The organism is Sphingomonas sp. NPDC079357 (genome assembly GCF_044901155.1).
In the GTDB taxonomy this organism is placed as follows: domain Bacteria; phylum Pseudomonadota; class Alphaproteobacteria; order Sphingomonadales; family Sphingomonadaceae; genus Sphingomonas.
In genome coordinates this window covers 344,159-359,388 of record NZ_JBJDOM010000002.1, presented here as the reverse complement: position 1 = coordinate 359,388, position 15,230 = coordinate 344,159, and the positions used below count along the sequence as shown (strand labels likewise).

General features: G+C 66.1%; 14 protein-coding genes. 5 read left to right on the top strand and 9 right to left on the bottom strand.

Translation table 11 applies throughout. From position 1 onward, the window contains the following. Positions 1–29: 29 nt before the first annotated feature. A complete protein-coding gene (ahcY, locus tag ACI2JO_RS10635; protein WP_404720867.1) occupies positions 30–1,496 on the bottom strand; it encodes an adenosylhomocysteinase in 1,467 nt (488 codons plus the stop codon). A gap of 101 nt (positions 1,497–1,597) precedes the next feature. Continuing rightward, positions 1,598–2,158, bottom strand: a complete 561-nt coding sequence (locus tag ACI2JO_RS10630) for a YqgE/AlgH family protein (protein WP_404720667.1) — start codon at positions 2,156–2,158, stop codon at positions 1,598–1,600. Positions 2,159–2,255: 97 nt separating this feature from the next. Between ACI2JO_RS10630 and ACI2JO_RS10625 the strand changes: the two genes are divergently transcribed. The 3 genes from ACI2JO_RS10625 (at position 2,256) to ACI2JO_RS10615 (ending at position 4,787) form a co-directional block, all read left to right on the top strand. Further along, complete coding sequence (locus tag ACI2JO_RS10625) at positions 2,256–2,735, top strand: peroxiredoxin (protein ID WP_404720666.1); 480 nt, start codon at positions 2,256–2,258, stop codon at positions 2,733–2,735. Between the two features lie 70 nt (positions 2,736–2,805). Further along, positions 2,806–4,236: an AMP nucleosidase gene (locus ACI2JO_RS10620; protein WP_404720665.1), complete on the top strand. Its 1,431-nt coding sequence runs from the start codon at positions 2,806–2,808 to the stop codon at positions 4,234–4,236. Between the two features lie 65 nt (positions 4,237–4,301). After that, a complete protein-coding gene (locus tag ACI2JO_RS10615; protein ID WP_404720664.1) occupies positions 4,302–4,787 on the top strand; it encodes a hypothetical protein in 486 nt (161 codons plus the stop codon). 51 nt (positions 4,788–4,838) lie between these two features. On the opposite strand, the gene ACI2JO_RS10610 is transcribed toward ACI2JO_RS10615, so the two are convergent. Beyond that, on the bottom strand, positions 4,839–5,600 hold the full coding sequence (locus tag ACI2JO_RS10610) for an alpha/beta fold hydrolase (RefSeq protein ID WP_404720663.1): 762 nt from the start codon (positions 5,598–5,600) through the stop codon (positions 4,839–4,841). Further along, entirely contained in the window at positions 5,581–6,027 is a 447-nt protein-coding gene (locus ACI2JO_RS10605; RefSeq protein WP_404720662.1) for a GFA family protein, read from the bottom strand. Before ACI2JO_RS10605 ends, ACI2JO_RS10610 begins: the two co-directional genes overlap by 20 nt. A gap of 82 nt (positions 6,028–6,109) precedes the next feature. On the opposite strand from ACI2JO_RS10605, the gene ACI2JO_RS10600 reads away from it, so the two are divergent. Next, entirely contained in the window at positions 6,110–6,718 is a 609-nt protein-coding gene (locus ACI2JO_RS10600; protein ID WP_404720661.1) for a YitT family protein, read from the top strand. A 134-nt stretch (positions 6,719–6,852) separates the two neighbouring features. Here the strand turns inward: ACI2JO_RS10600 and ACI2JO_RS10595 are convergent, their stop codons facing one another. The 5 genes from ACI2JO_RS10595 to ACI2JO_RS10575 form a co-directional block, all read right to left on the bottom strand. After that, positions 6,853–7,923: an aspartate-semialdehyde dehydrogenase gene (locus ACI2JO_RS10595; RefSeq protein WP_404720660.1), complete on the bottom strand. Its 1,071-nt coding sequence runs from the start codon at positions 7,921–7,923 to the stop codon at positions 6,853–6,855. A 60-nt stretch (positions 7,924–7,983) separates the two neighbouring features. Further along, the gene (locus ACI2JO_RS10590; RefSeq protein ID WP_404720659.1) at positions 7,984–8,700 is read right to left on the bottom strand and encodes an MgtC/SapB family protein; all 717 of its coding nucleotides are present in this window, start codon (positions 8,698–8,700) and stop codon (positions 7,984–7,986) included. Between the two features lie 59 nt (positions 8,701–8,759). Continuing rightward, positions 8,760–10,976 carry a DPP IV N-terminal domain-containing protein gene (locus ACI2JO_RS10585; RefSeq protein ID WP_404720658.1) on the bottom strand — a complete coding sequence of 739 codons (2,217 nt, stop codon included), beginning with the start codon at positions 10,974–10,976 and terminating at the stop codon, positions 8,760–8,762. Positions 10,977–11,051: 75 nt separating this feature from the next. Then, a complete protein-coding gene (locus ACI2JO_RS10580) occupies positions 11,052–12,911 on the bottom strand; it encodes a beta-L-arabinofuranosidase domain-containing protein (protein ID WP_404720866.1) in 1,860 nt (619 codons plus the stop codon). A gap of 237 nt (positions 12,912–13,148) precedes the next feature. Continuing rightward, on the bottom strand, positions 13,149–13,982 hold the full coding sequence (locus tag ACI2JO_RS10575; protein ID WP_404720657.1) for an arylamine N-acetyltransferase: 834 nt from the start codon (positions 13,980–13,982) through the stop codon (positions 13,149–13,151). A gap of 95 nt (positions 13,983–14,077) precedes the next feature. Between ACI2JO_RS10575 and ACI2JO_RS10570 the strand changes: the two genes are divergently transcribed. Next, on the top strand, positions 14,078–15,205 hold the full coding sequence (locus ACI2JO_RS10570) for a zinc-binding dehydrogenase (protein WP_404720656.1): 1,128 nt from the start codon (positions 14,078–14,080) through the stop codon (positions 15,203–15,205). The last annotated feature ends 25 nt before the right edge of the window (positions 15,206–15,230 follow it).

The window sequence follows — 15,230 nt, the reverse complement described above, 5'->3', positions numbered from 1 at the left end:
CCCTCCCTGTTACGGTTCGTATCGCCAGATCAGTAGCGATAGTGATCCGGCTTGAACGGCCCTTCGACCGGCACGCCGATGTAACCGGCCTGCTTCGGGGTCAGCTTCGAAAGCTGGACGCCCAGCTTTTCGAGGTGCAGCGCCGCGACCTTTTCGTCGAGGTGCTTCGGCAGAACGTAGACCTCGTTCTTGTAGTTCTCGGACTTGGTCCACAGCTCGATCTGCGCCAGCGTCTGGTTGGTGAACGACGCCGACATCACGAACGACGGGTGGCCGGTCGCGCAGCCCAGGTTCACCAGACGCCCCTTGGCGAGGATGATGATCTGCTTGCCATCCGGGAACTTGACCAGGTCGGTGCCCGGCTTCACTTCGTTCCACTCATAGTTGCTGAGCGCGGCGATCTGGATCTCGCTGTCGAAGTGGCCGATGTTGCAGACGATCGACATCGGCTTCATCGCCTTCATGTGATCGGCGGTGATGACGTCGGCATTGCCGGTCGCGGTGCAGAAGATGTCCGCGCGCTTGACCGCCTCGTCCATCGTCACGACCTCAAAGCCCTCCATCGCCGCCTGCAGGGCGCAGATCGGATCGATTTCGGTGACGAGCACGCGCGCCCCGCCGTTACGCAGCGACTGCGCCGAGCCCTTGCCGACGTCGCCGAAGCCCGCGACGCACGCAACCTTGCCGGCGAGCATCACGTCGGTGGCGCGACGGATCGCGTCGACCAGCGATTCCTTGCAGCCGTAAAGATTGTCGAACTTCGACTTGGTGACGGAGTCGTTGACGTTGATCGCCGGGAACGGCAGTTCGCCCTTCTTCGCGATCTCGTACAGGCGGTGGACGCCGGTGGTGGTCTCTTCCGAGACGCCCTTCAGGTTCTTGACCGTCTGGGTCAGGTAGCCCGGGTACTTGGCGATGAATGCGTTGACCGAGCGCTGGAACTCGACCTCTTCCTCATTCTCCGGCTCGCCGAAGGTCGCGCCCGCCTCGAGCTTCGCGCCCCACAGCGCGAACATCGTCGCGTCGCCGCCGTCGTCGAGGATGATGTTGGCGGTGGTGCCGTCCGTGTCGGCACCCCAGTTGAAGATGTCGCCGACATAATCCCAATATTCGGCGAGCGTCTCGCCCTTTACCGCGAACACCGGGATACCGGCGGCGGCGATCGCTGCGGCGGCATGATCCTGCGTCGAGAAGATGTTGCAGGTCGCCCAGCGGACGTCCGCGCCCAGCGCGACCAGCGTCTCGATCAGCACCGCGGTCTGGATCGTCATGTGCAGCGAACCGGTGATGCGCGCGCCCTTCAGCGGCTGCGACGCGCCATACTCGTCGCGCAGCGCCATCAGGCCGGGCATCTCGGTCTCGGCGATGTTGATCTCGGCGCGGCCGAAGTCGGCGAGGCCGATATCCTTGATGACGTAGTCGTTCTTATCGAGCACGGGGGCGGTTGCCACGGCGTTGTCTCCACTCAGATGAGGCCGACCAAGGCATGCACCCATACCGATCGGCATCCGCGCGCCTTAGCCGTGAAGTCCGCCCGGATCAAATATAAAGGTATCTTTATATGTGATCCGGGCTCCACGTTCCGTCGTACGGCCGCCTAGCTGTGACCGCTCTGCGTCGACAACAACCGTGGATCGACCCCCGCTGCCACGAAGCCGCGCGTCCAGCGTTCCTGGACCGGCGTGGCGAACAGCATGTCGTTTGAGTCCTCGACATTGAGCCAGCCATGCCGCGTGAGTTCCGCCTCCAGCTGCCCCGGCGCCCACCCGGCATAACCGAGCGCGACCAGCCAGTGCGACGGCCCGTTCCCCGCCGCAATCGCCCGCAGCACGTCGAGCGTGCCCGACAGCCGCCAGCGTCCGGCGACGTCGAGCGTGTCCTGCGCGCCCCAATCGTCCGAGTGGAGCACGAAGCCGCGCCGTGGCTCGACCGGTCCGCCGAAATGCACCGGCGCATCGGGCGCGACGCCGGGCGCGATCTCGAGTTGCTCGAGCACTTCGTGCAGCCCTAGCCCGTTGACGATCGCGCCGATGCCGATGCCCAGCGCACCCTGCTCGTCATGGCTGCACATGGCGATCACGGAATGATCGAACCGCGCGTCGCCGATTCCCGGCATCGCGAGCAGGAACTGGCCGGTGAGAGAGGTCGCTTGCTCCATGTCCCGTGATCTAGGCGCTCGCGGCGCGCTTGCCAAAGCTTGAAATGACGGCTCGCACTCGCCATCGCTGCGCTACATTTCAACCGGAGAATCCCTCATGGCTATCGGCGTCGGCGATCCCCTTCCCTCCGTGCAGCTCACCAGATTGACCCCCGACGGCCGCGAGCCGATCGACACCGCCGACTATTTCAAGGGCCGCCGCGTCGCGCTGTTCGCGGTGCCGGGCGCATATACGCCGACCTGTTCGGCCCAGCATCTGCCCGGCTTCATTCAGAAGGCGGACGCGCTGAACGCCAAGGGCATCGACGAGATCGCCTGCACCGCCGTCAACGACCCGTTCGTGCTGGAGGCGTGGGCGAAGGCAAACGACGCGCAGGGCATCACGATGCTGGCCGACGGCAACGCCGATTTCGCGACTGCGCTGGGCCTCGACATGGACGGCACCAAGTTCGGCATGGGCCGCCGCAGCCAGCGCTATGCGATGGTCATCAACGACGGCAAGGTCGAGTCGCTGCAGGTGGAGGCACCCGGCGAGTTCCGGGTCAGTTCCGCCGATCATCTGCTCGAAACGCTGTAAGGCACCAACGCCCCGCCGTTTGTCGGCGGGGCGACTTGTCGCGGTCATGCGGACTATGTAACCGTCCGACATGACAGCGAATGACCTCGTCCGGGAACTCGACCGGCTCTACACCGCCTCCGTCGATCGACTGAAGGCAGCGATCACCGCGTATATCGCGGACGGCTCCGTGCCGGCGCGCAGCGCGCGAAGCGATGGCTCGTTCGCCTATCCCGAAATCCGCTTGCGCTTCGCTGGCAGCGATGGGCGGCCGACGCCGATGCGCTCGTTCGGGCGGCTGGTCAGCCCCGGCGATTATCGCATCAGCGTCACCAAACCGGCGGTGTTCGCAGACTATCTGGTCGAACAGCTCACGCTGTTGATCGAGGACTATGACGTTCAGGTCGATGCGGTGCCGGGGACGCAGGAAATCCCCTATCCCTATGTGATCGAGCCGCATCACGCGCTGAGCCTCGACGCCACGTCGGCGGCGGAGCTGGCGCGCTATTTCCCGACCACCGAACTGGCCTTCATCGGCGACGAGATCGCGGACGGGCTGTGGGCGTCGATCGACGGCACGCGACCGTTGGCCTTGTTCGACGGATTGCGCACCGACTTCAGCCTCGCGCGGCTGCGGCATTACACGGGTACGCCGCCGGAGCATGTCCAGCGCTACGTGCTGTTCACCAACTACCACCGCTATGTCGATGAATTCGTCCGCTGGGGTGCGCAGCAGGTGAGCGAGGGCGGACGCTTCAGCGCGTTGTCGGGGCCGGGGGGCGTGCTGTTCAAGGCGGGCGACGATCCGGCGATGCTCGACGATAGCGCGTGGCGGCGCCTGCAGATGCCGGCCTATCACCTGATGGCCGATGACCGTACCGGCATCACGCTCGTCAACATCGGCGTCGGGCCCTCGAACGCGAAGACGATTTGCGACCACCTGGCGGTGATGCGTCCCGAGGCGTGGGTGATGATCGGGCATTGCGGCGGGCTGCGGCCGTCGCAGCGGATCGGCGACTATGTGCTCGCGCATGCCTATCTCCGCGATGATCATGTACTCGACGACATGCTGCCGCCCGAGATCCCGGTGCCGGCGATCGCCGAGGTGCAGCAGGCGCTGGCGCGTGCCGCCGAAACGGTCTCGGGCCAGTCGGGCGACGAATTGAAGCGGCGACTGCGGACGGGGACGATCGTCACCACCGACGATCGTAACTGGGAGCTGCGCTATGCGCGCTCGGCGCTGCGTTTCTCGCTGAGCCGCGCGGTGGCGATCGACATGGAGTCGGCGACGATCGCGGCGCAGGGCTATCGTTTCCGCGTACCCTATGGGACGTTGCTGTGCGTGTCGGACAAGCCGTTGCATGGCGAGCTGAAATTGCCGGGTCAGGCCAACCGCTTCTACGAACGCGCGATCAGCGAGCACATGCGGATCGGGATCGAGACGTGCGAGGAGTTGCGCCGCGAAGGTGCGAAGCTGCACAGCCGCAAGCTGCGCGCCTTCAACGAGCCGCCGTTCCGCTGATCGGGTCGGAAACACCGCGCCGTCCGTGCGTTGCGCTTCCGAAACCACCGATACGGGAGCAAATCATGGCCGACGACACCAGCGAGACGCCAACCCCGGCGGCGTCGAAGCCCGCCGCCCCGCGCCGTCGCGCACCGCGCAAGGCCGCCGCGCCCAAGGCGGCTGCACCGCGCGCCACGAAGGCGAAGACGGCCAAGTCGGCGGAAAATCCGACGGCATCCGCGAAGAAGCCTGCCGCGAAGCGCACTCGCGCGACTTCCACGAAGTCACGGACGGCGGCGAGTCGCAAGCCCGCGTCGCGCGGTGAGGCGGCGATCGACAAGGTTGGGGGCAAGTGGGGTGCGGCGGCGATCGCGGGTGGCGTCGCGGCAATCGGCGCGGCGGCGACGGCGGCCTTGCTGACGCTGCGCAGTTCAACGCCCAAATCACCGCGGCTTCCCGCGCCCGAAGGGCCGAAGAAAGCGAAGGCGCATCAACCGGATGGGAAAGATTCTTCCAAGTCATTCGAGGCAGGAATCGCCGACGAGAATACAATCCCCGAAAAGGCGTGAGCGCCTGCCGATCATCCCGGGGCCAACCCGGGATGATATCGGAGGGCATTGTTACGCCGCGAGAAAGTCCGCGATTGCCTGCCCCAGTTCAGCTTTGGTGACAGCGCTCATGTGGTTGCCGGGAACCTCGACATAACGCGCCTGCGGCAAGGCGTCGGCCAAGGCCGGAGCGGAGCCGTTGTCGTCGTCGTCCCTACCGCTAACCACCAGCACGGGCTGAACAATATCGTCGAGCGTCGACTGACCCGTGCCGACAAAGGTGTCGATGATTCCGAGCAGCGCGATCGGATCACCGCCAGTCGTTTTAAGGAACGCCTCCGCCATCCACTCGGGGCTGCCGCGCTCGTGTTTGCCGAGGTTGGTCAAGATGTTGCGGAAGTGGCCGGCGCGGCGGTCGGCGCGGGTGATGCCATCGAGGCCCATGCCGGCGATCACGACGCGCCGCGGAGTTGCGCCGGTCGCTAGCATCCGCACCGTCGTCCGCGCGCCCAGTGAATAACCGCCCAAATCATAGTCACTTAGCCCGAGATGTTCGATCAGGGCATGACCATCCTGCGCCAAGGCGTCGGGCGGATAAGCAGTCGGGTCGTGCGGGCGGGCGCTGTCGCCATGTGCACGCAGATCCGGCATGATCACCCGGAAGCCAGCGGCGGCGATCGCGGCAGCATGGCCGTATTTCAACCAGTTGGTCTGCGCATCCGAGAAGAAGCCGTGGATCAGCACCACCGGACGCCCCTCCCCCAGCTCGCGCCAGGCGATCCGCTGTCCGTCGAAGCTGTCAAAGTACCGGGTTTCAGTCGGGGACATGGCCACGCGTTTCCATCCATTGACTAACGAGGTTCGGAAGATCCTGGGTCCGCTTATCGGGCAGGAATAGCAGCTCTCTCCACGCCTGGTGACGGCTCTCGACGCCGAAATGGCCGACCGGTCGCAATCGGTGCGCCTCATCGAAGCTGCCGACGGTCAGGTCCATATTGTCGGACGCCGTGCCCTCGTAGGTCAGCGGTGTGCCGCATTCGGCGCAGAAACCGCGCTGCGCGATCTCGGACGAAGCACGGCGATCGGGTTCGCGGGTCGTCCAGGTCACGGCGGCGCGAGGCACCTGCTTGAGCGCCGCGAATACGCCGCCGGTCGCGCGCTGGCACATCCGGCAGTGACAGAGATAGGCGTCGTCGTCGGTCACCACGACGCTGTAGCGCACGCTGCCGCACTGGCAGCCACCGGTCATGATACGGCTCATCACCCCGGCTGTACGCAGCGGTACTCCTTGCGTCCACCGATGCTGCATTGCAGCACATCGCTCCCGCCGATAGGGAGCGCGCGTGACCCCGGACGAACCCCTGCCCCATTCCGCGATCGAGGACGCCTATGCGCTGACGCTCGGCTGCATCCTGGTCGTGCTCGGGCTCGCGCTGCTCCATGCCGCGGGGCTGGTGACGGGCGGAACGGCGGGGATCGCGCTGCTGATCTCCTATGCGGTGCCGCTGCCGACGGGCGTGCTGTTCACGCTGATCAACCTGCCCTTCATGTGGCTGGCGTGGAAGGCGATGGGGCGACGGTTCACGCTGCGCACGGTGCTGGTCGGTGCGGGTGTCGCGGCGCTGGGGACGTGGACGCGGATCGGGTTGACGATCGCGCATATCGACCCGGCGTTCGCGGCGCTGGCGGGCGGGTCGGTGATCGGGTTCGGCGCGCTGGCGCTGGCGCGGCATCATGCCGGGATCGGCGGGACCGGGGTCGTGACGCTGTGGCTGCAGAAGACGCGCGGCTGGAATGCCGGGCGGACACAGATGGCGATCGACGCGCTGATCCTGCTGACCGCGCTCGCCTTCCTGCCGCCGGAGCGGGTCGGCTGGTCGGCGATCTCGTCGGCGGCGATCAGCGGCATCCTGATCGCGTGGCACCGGCCGGGACGGTATCGGGGATATTGAGGGGGGCGCGGTCGTCCTGCCGGGAACGCACGCGAGCCTTCGGCTCGCTCGACCCCTCACCCAAGCTGCGCTAGCCAGTAAACTGGCAAGCTCCGCTATCCCTCTCCCCTATTCAGGGGAGAGGGAAAAGGCGGTTACTCCGCGGTCAGCACCGCCTGGAAATCGTCCGCGTCGGTTTCGTCCGCCTTCTTCAGATGCCGGCGGCCGAGCAGTTCGGCGATCTGCACCGCGTTGAGCGCCGCGCCCTTGCGGAGGTTGTCGCTGACGCACCAGAGCGCCAGACCGTTTTCGACGGTCGGGTCCTCGCGCACACGGCTGACATAGGTGGCATCGTCGCCGGCGCTTTCGATCGGGGTGACGTACCCACCGTCCTCCCGCTTGTCGACGAGCATCACACCCGGCGCCTCGCGCAGGATGTTCTGCGCATCCTCGGCCGACAGTTCGTTCTCGAATTCGATGTTGATCGCTTCGGAATGGCCGACGAACACCGGCACGCGGACGCAGGTGGCGGTGACCTTGATCTTCGGATCGAGGATCTTCTTGGTCTCGACGACCATCTTCCACTCTTCCTTGGTCGAGCCGTCGTCGAGGAAGCTGTCGATGTGCGGAATGACGTTGAACGCGATCTGCTTGGTGAACTTCTTCGCTTCGGCGGGGTCGCCGACGAAGATGTTGCGGCTCTGCTCGAACAGCTCGTCCATGCCGATCTTGCCCGCGCCCGACACCGATTGATACGTGGCGACGACGACGCGCTTGATCTTGGCCGCGTCGTGCAGCGGCTTGAGAGCGACGACCATCTGCGCGGTCGAGCAGTTCGGGTTGGCGATGATATTCTTGCGCGTATAGCCGTCGATCGCGGCGGCATTCACCTCCGGCACGATCAGCGGCACGTCCGGGTCCATGCGGTAGAGCGACGAATTGTCGATCACGACGCAGCCGGCCGCGGCGAACTTCGGCGCATAGACTGCGGTCGCCTCGCTGCCGATTGCGAACAGCGCCATATCCCAGCCGGCGGGATCGAAATGCTCGATATTCTGTACCTTGAGCATCCGGCCGGTGTCGCCGTATTCGATCTGGTCGCCGACCGAGCGCGACGAGGCGAGCACCGCGATCTCGTCCGCCGGAAACTGCCGCTCGGCGAGGATGTTGACCATCTCGCGCCCGACATTGCCCGTGGCCCCCGCCACTACCACCCGATAACCCATCGAAACCTCCGTTGATGGGATCGCCCTATCGACGTTGCGCGAGGCCGTCCATCTGCTTTCCTAATCGTGCGTGCTCACCTGCCAGGTGGCGTGCTCGATGCCATGGACGCGCGAAAGGTGATCAACCAGCGAGTCCAGCTCCTTGTCGGGCACGTTCGTGCCGACGAGGGTGGCAATGACCGCGACCTGTTCATCGCCGCGTTCGTGCGTCGCCAGGTCGGCGACCGGCAATTGCGCATTTTCGAGATGCTCGACCAGCAGATCACCAAGCGGCCCTGCCTCCTCGACAGCGACCGTGATCGTGACGCTATAGGTTGCCTCCACCGTTCCGCCGACAAAGGGAATGCGGTTGATCGCGTCGACCAGCGGGCGAAGCGCGGTGTTGGCGAAGAGCACCACGCCGGTCAGCAACATCGCCTCCGCCACCATGTCGGACCCGGCAATCGCACCGACGGCCGCCGAACACCAAAGGGTCGCGGCGGTGTTCAAGCCGCGGACGTTCATCCCCTCCTTCATGATGACGCCGGCGCCAAGGAAGCCGATCCCGGACACGACATAGGAAATGACCCGGATCGACTCGACATCGCCCCCCAGCCGTTGACCCAGATCGACGAACGCCGCCGCGCCGATCGCCACCAGCGCGTTCGTGCGCAGCCCCGCGGTTCGCTGCCGATACTGCCGCTCCGCCCCGATGGCGGTGCCGAGGACGAAGGCCGTCAGGTAACTGATCGCGGTGTCGAGGAACGGCGACAGATGAAAAAGGGTCTGGAAACGCATGGCCGGGCGCTAGCGGGCGACGGGGACGCCGATGTTACACCGTGGCAACGACGACGTCATTACGGCTTGTCGCGCACATGCTGGTCGAGGAAGCGTTCGATCGTCGTCCAGACGTGGATGTCGCGCGACGCCGAATGCGTCTTGCCGGGATAGAGCATCATCTCGAACGGCATGTCGGCCGCCTGCAGTTCCGCCGCCACCTTCGTGCTGTTGTCGAGGAAGACGTTGTCGTCCGCCATGCCGTGCATCAGCAGCAACGGGGTGGTGATCTTCTTCGGATCGATCACCGCGCGCGAGGCGTCATAGGCGACGCCGTCGACGCGCGGATCGCCCATGTAGCGTTCGGTATAATGCGTGTCGTACAGATGCCAGTCGGTGACCGGCGCCCCCGAAATCGCGGCGGCATACAGATTCTGATCGGCTTCGATCATCTTCAGCGACATATAGCCGCCATATGACCAGCCGAAGGTCGCGATCCGCTTCGCATCGACGAAGTCGAGCGTCTTGAGATAGTCGGCGCCCTTGCGCTGGTCGGCCACCTCGACCGTGCCCATCGCGTGCCAGATCGCGCTTTCGAAGGCGACACCGCGATTGGCGGAGCCGCGATTGTCGACCTCGAAATAGATCCAGCCCCTGTCGACCAGATGCTGGATCAGCGGGTTCTTCCAACTGCGCGTCACATATTGCGGGCCGGGGCCGCCGTAATGCTGGAAGAACACCGGATAGCGCTTGCCCGGCTCCAGCCGCGGCGTGACCATCTGCCAGTGAAGATCGGTGGTGCCGTCGGCGGCCTTGATCGTGCCGAAGCGCACCGGCTGGTGGCTGGCGACATAGGGCGCGTAGGGATGCGTACCCTCGACGCGATTCTCGTTGATCCACGACAGGCGCTTGCCGGTGGCGTCGGCGAGATAGGTCTGCGGCGGCTGATCGGGGTTGGAGCGGGTGACGAGGAAGCGCTGCGCCTTGCCGTCGGCGGTGACGCTGTTGTTCCAGCCGCGCTCCGTCAGCCGCGTGATGCCGCCGCGCTTCAGGTCGAGCGCATAGAGATGCTGTTCGAGGACATCGTCCTTCGTTCCCATGAAATAGGCGCGCGCCTTCGCCTCGTCGACCGCGACCAGCCCTGTGACGACCCAATCGCCCCTGGTAAGCTGCGTCCAGTGGCCGTCCTTCAACCGCCACAGATGCCCGTAGCCGTCGCGTTCTGAATGCCACAACAGACTGCCGTCCTCCATCGGACGATAGCTGTCGGAGAGGTTGATCCAGCTCTTCGCGCGCGCGGTCTCTGTGAAGAGCACGGTCGCCTTGCCGGTCGCGGGATCGACGCGCAGCATGTCGAGCTTCGTTTGCGCGCGGTTCTCACGCTGGACGAGCAAGGCCGAGCCGTCCGGCAGCCAGTCGACCCGCGCCAGATAGATGTCGGGGTCGATGCCCAAGTCGACCTTCACCTTGCCCGAGCCATCGGCGCGCATGACGTAGAGGTCGACGAGCACGTTGGGGGTGCCGGCGGCGGGATAGCGCTGTTCGTAGATGCTGGTGCCGGTCGCACCGATCGCGGCGCGGGTGAAGACCTTGACCGGCGTTTCGTCGAACCGCTCGATCGCGACGTAGCGATCGTCGGGGCTCCACCAATAGCCGTCGGCGCGGTGCATTTCCTCCTGCGCGACGAATTCCGCCTCGCCGAAATGGACCAGGCCCCGACCCTCGCTGGTCAACGCGCGGGGCGCGCCACCGGCGAGCGGCTGGACCCAGACGTTCTGGTCGCGGACATAGCTGACGAAACCGCCGCGCGGCGACACGTTGGCGTTGAGCACGCCGCCGGGGACGTCGGTGATCCGGCGGACCTGCCCGTCGGTGCCGGCAAGATAGAGGTTGCCATCGACGGGCACGAGCAGGTTGCGGCCGTCCGCCGCCCAGTCATAGGCGACGATGCCCTTGAGCGCGCCGATGCGGGCGCGTTCGCGCTGCATCTTCTCGGCTTCGGACAAGGCGGCGCCGGTGCCGATCCTGAGGCTGTCGACCAGCATCCGCTCCGCACCGGTGGTGGTGTCGCGCGCCCAGAGGTCGAGCCGGTCCTTGTCGTCGGGGCGGGCGCGCAGGAAGGTCAGCAACGTGCCGTCGGGCGACAGCTTCAGCGCGCGCGGCTGGGGGCCGGCGAGGTCCGGCGCGGCGAACACCCGCTCCAGCGTCAGCGGCGTCTGCGGGTCAGCCGCCCGCGCCTCACCCACGGTCGAGAAACCCGTCGTCGCCAGCGCGGCGGCGATAAACCACTTGTGCATTCAGACCCTCCGTCACGCGGCCGCTGGTGGCAAAGATCACCGCATGAAGACAGCGAAATCTTGGCCGCGCGCCCGTCAGGCGAGTTGCCAGTAGGTTGCGTAGCGTTCGTGCGCGATGCGGTGATAGGGGATCAGGCGAACCGGCGTCCCATCCTGCGCGGCGATCGTGAATTCGAGCGGGTTGCCGGTGGAGCGGATGCTCCTTGCGAGTGCGTCGGGCTCACCGGCCAGCACCGGCACCGCGACGGCCGCGTCATTATACTCGCCGTATTTGCGCTCGTTGACGATGATGTCCGCCCCCGATGCCAGCCCCTGCCTGCCGAGTGCGCCGGCCAGTACCAGCGGTCCATAGGTGAAGGCGACGATCTGTGGCGCGGCGGGGGCCTGCTCGGCGGCGGGCTCCATGACCAGCCGCAATTCGACGGTGTCGCCATCGTTCCACGTGCGGTCGATCGTGACATAGCTGCCGGGTTCCGCGGAGGTCGCAGCGGCGCGGCCGTTGACCAGCACGGTGGCGGTGCGGCTCCAGCGTGGATGGCGCAGTTCCAGCGCGAGCGACGACGGGCGACTGGCGGCGATGCGCAGCCGGGTGCCGGCCTGTGCCGGGAATGAAGTATCCTGTGTAATAACAACGTTTTGTTCGCGCCACTTCAGTGACGACGGGATGAACAGATTGACGAAAAGCCGGCGACCGTCGTGGAAATAGATCGAGTCGCGATATTTGACGTGATTCTCCATTCCCGTGCCGGTGCAGCACCAGAAGCTGTCCTCCGGGGTATGATACAGCTTCATGTACCCGGGACGCGCGCCCTGGAAATAGGTCGCCATGCCGCTGTCCGGGTCCTGCGAGGCGAGGATGCCGTTGTAGAGCGTGCGCTCGTAATAGTCTGCGTAATCGGCGCGCGGATCCTGCAGGAACAACTGCCGCGTCAGCTTGAGCATATTGTGCTGGCAGCACGTCTCGGAGCCCTTGGCCGAGAAGACGTGCTTGTCGAAATCGGCCATCGCGAAGAAATGTTCGTTGTCGCCGTGCCCGCCGGTCGCGAACGCGCGGGTGCGCGCGACCGTCTTCCAGAAGAATTGCGCGGCGGCGTGGTAGCTGGCGTCGCCGCCGGCCTCGTGGACCCGTTGGAAGCCGATGATCTTGGGGATTTGCGTATTGGCGTGCATCCCGTCGAGCTGGTCCTGCGCCCTGACCAGCGGCGCGAGGACCGCCTTTTGCGAAAAACGTTCAGCAAGGTGTTGATAGTCTTGGTTTCCGGTCATCACGAACAGGTCAGCATAGACTTCGTTCATGCCGCCATATTCGGTTTTGAGCATGTCCTCGAATTGCGTGTCGCTGAGCGGGCGGGTCGCGACCACACCCCAGTCGGCGAGCCGCAGCAGCACCGCCTTCGCCGCCGCGCTGTCCGCCAGCAGCGTGGCGTCGCGCAGGCCGGCATAGACCTTGTGGAGCGTGTACCACGGCACGCCGGTGATCGGCTCGCCGCGCAGATGCGCCGACACGAGCGCCGCCCCCTTGGGGAAAGCGCAGACCAGCCCACTGTTCGCAGCCTTCTGACACGCGGCCAGCTCTCCGGCGATATAGTCGATCCGCTTGCGGTACTCGGCCTTGCCGGTCGCGCGATACGCCAGCGCACAGGCGGAAAGGTAATGGCCCAGCGTGTGCCCGTGACAGTTGATGTCCGCCCACATCGGCTCAGACTCCCAGCCGCCGTACACCGGCGCCTTGGGCTTCAATCCGGCGTTGACGCGGAAGTTGTGGAGCATCCGGTCCGGCTGGAGCCGCAGCAGATACGCTTCGGTCTGGCGCTGGGCGTGGAGGAACGGGCTGTCAAGCAGGTCGACGTCGCGCATGTCGAATGGCTGAAGCGTGGCGGTGGCGGTGGCGGTGGCGGGCGCTTGCGCAAGGGCTGGCCCATCGACGCCGGCCATCAACGCGCTGCCGGCCACGCCGGAGAGAAAGTGACGACGCGACAGCGGATTGCAACAAACGGTGGCCACGAAACTCTCCTATCGCGCGCAGCTCGGGCTGCGCACGGCGATCATAGCCATTACTCCGTCAATTGCCACCCGCTCACAGGCACTTGGCTCAGCCGTCGTGCCGTCTCCCGAACCATGACGGTCAGCGTCGCCCGGCCCCTCCGGTGTTGAACGCTTCGCAGGTAGGCGTCACCCGAACAGGCCAAGCGCCGCCACCTCGGCTGCGCTCAGGTCAATCCCGAACATCATGCTCAGCCGCATCCGGTAGACACGCGGATCGCTGATTTCCGCCTCGGCCATCGTCTCCGACGCGCGGCGGCGATACTGGCGATCGGTCAGCGACGCGAAGCCGCGCGGCAGGATGATGCTCGTCACCGTCACATTGGTGAAGCGGCTGGCGGGCGCGCTCATCGACCAGTGATTGCCCATCGCCAGATCGCTGTCGTGCACCTGGGTCGTGGTGAAGCTGTATTGCGGCTGCCACCCCGGCCCGGCCCCGCGACCATCGGTGGTTGTCGGATCGCCGTCGCGCAACAGCAGCCAGCCACCCTCTCCGGCGCGCGCGTCGTCGCGGGTCAGCAGGAAACGCGCGCCATCGGGGGCTTCGCCCTGCGCGCCGTCGGCGAGCGGCATCACGGGTGCGTAGCTGCCGCCGAAGCCAGCGTCGGCGATCCACGACTGGCCGTCGATCGTCACCAACGACAGCGTATGCGTCAGCGGCGGGACCGCCGTGGCACCGAGCCAGACGCGCGCGAGCAACGGCCGTGCGCTGAAGTCGAGCGCGGCGAGCGCGTCGAGCAGCAGCCGGTTCTGCTCGAAGCAATAGCCGCCGCGTCTGGCGGTGACCAACTTGGCGGCGACGCTGGGCCCGTCGATCGCGATCGCACGGCCAAGCCGGACGTCGAGATTTTCGAACGGAATCGCAAGGCGGTGCGCGTGCTGGATGCGCGACAGGCCGGCGGCATCGCGGGTCGGTCGCGCGGGAAGGTCGATACGGGCGAGATAAGCGTCGAGGTCGAACATGCCGCCAGCGGTAGCGCGGTTGGGCGGCGTTGAGAACGGGTTTGACCGCCCCCATCGTCAGGCCCATGCCGGTTCACCCACATCAGGAGGTCAAGTTGAGCGACATCAAGGGTTTGGAACTGCGATCGGTGGTCGATGCCGATGGCTCGCTGACGCTGCGGCTCGAGGAGGTCACCTATCCGACGCCCGGCGATGACGAGGTGCTGGTGCGCGTCGAGGCTGCGCCGATCAATCCCTCCGACCTCGGGCTGCTGCTCGGCCCGGCTGATGTGACGACGCTCGAAGAGATCGGTACGCCCGATGCGCCGGAACTGCGCTTCCAGGTGCCGGAGGGGCGCATGAAGGGACTGCGCGCGCGGGTCGGCCAGTCGCTGCCGGTGGGCAACGAGGGCGCGGGGACGGTGGTCGCCGCAGGAGCGCAGGGCCACGAGCTGGTCGGGCGCAAGGTCGGGATGATCGGCGGCGCGATGTTCGCGCAATACCGGCTCGCCAAGCTGCGCGAGGTCGTTCCGCTGCCCGAGGGCGCGAGCGCGGCGGATGGCGCGGCGATGTTCGTCAACCCGCTGACCTCGCTCGCCTTCGTCGAGGCGATGCGCGCCGAAGGGCATAAGGCGATCGTTCATACCGCCGCGGCGTCGAACCTGGGGCAGATGCTCCAGAAGATCTGTCTCGCCGATGGCGTGCCGCTGGTGAACATCGTCCGCAAGCCCGAGCAGGAGGCGATCCTCCGCGAGATCGGCGCGACCCATGTGCTCAACAGCCAGGACGAGGACTTTCGTGCGAAGCTGGCGGATGCCTGTGCCGAGACCGGCGCGACGATCGCCTTCGACGCGATCGGCGGCGGAACGCTGGGGAGCGACATCCTGCAGGCGATGGAGCAGGCCGCCAATCGTAATGCGGGCGCATACAGCCGCTATGGCTCGGAGACGTTCAAGCAGCTCTACATCTACGGCGCGCTCGACACCGGCCCGACCACGCTCAACCGACTGGCCTTCGGGTTCCAGTGGAGCGTGTCGGGCTTCCTGCTGTTCCCGTGGCTCAAGAAGGCGGGCGTGGAAACCGCGCAGCGGATGCGGCAGCGGATTGCCGACGAGCTGACCACGACCTTTGCCAGCAAGTACACCGCGACGATCGGGTTGAAGGAGGCGCTGAACCCGGATGTGCTGCGCGCCTATGAGCGCAAGGCGACGGGGGAGAAGTATCTGATCGATCCGATGCGGTAAGGATCGTCATCGCTGCGCAGGCGGT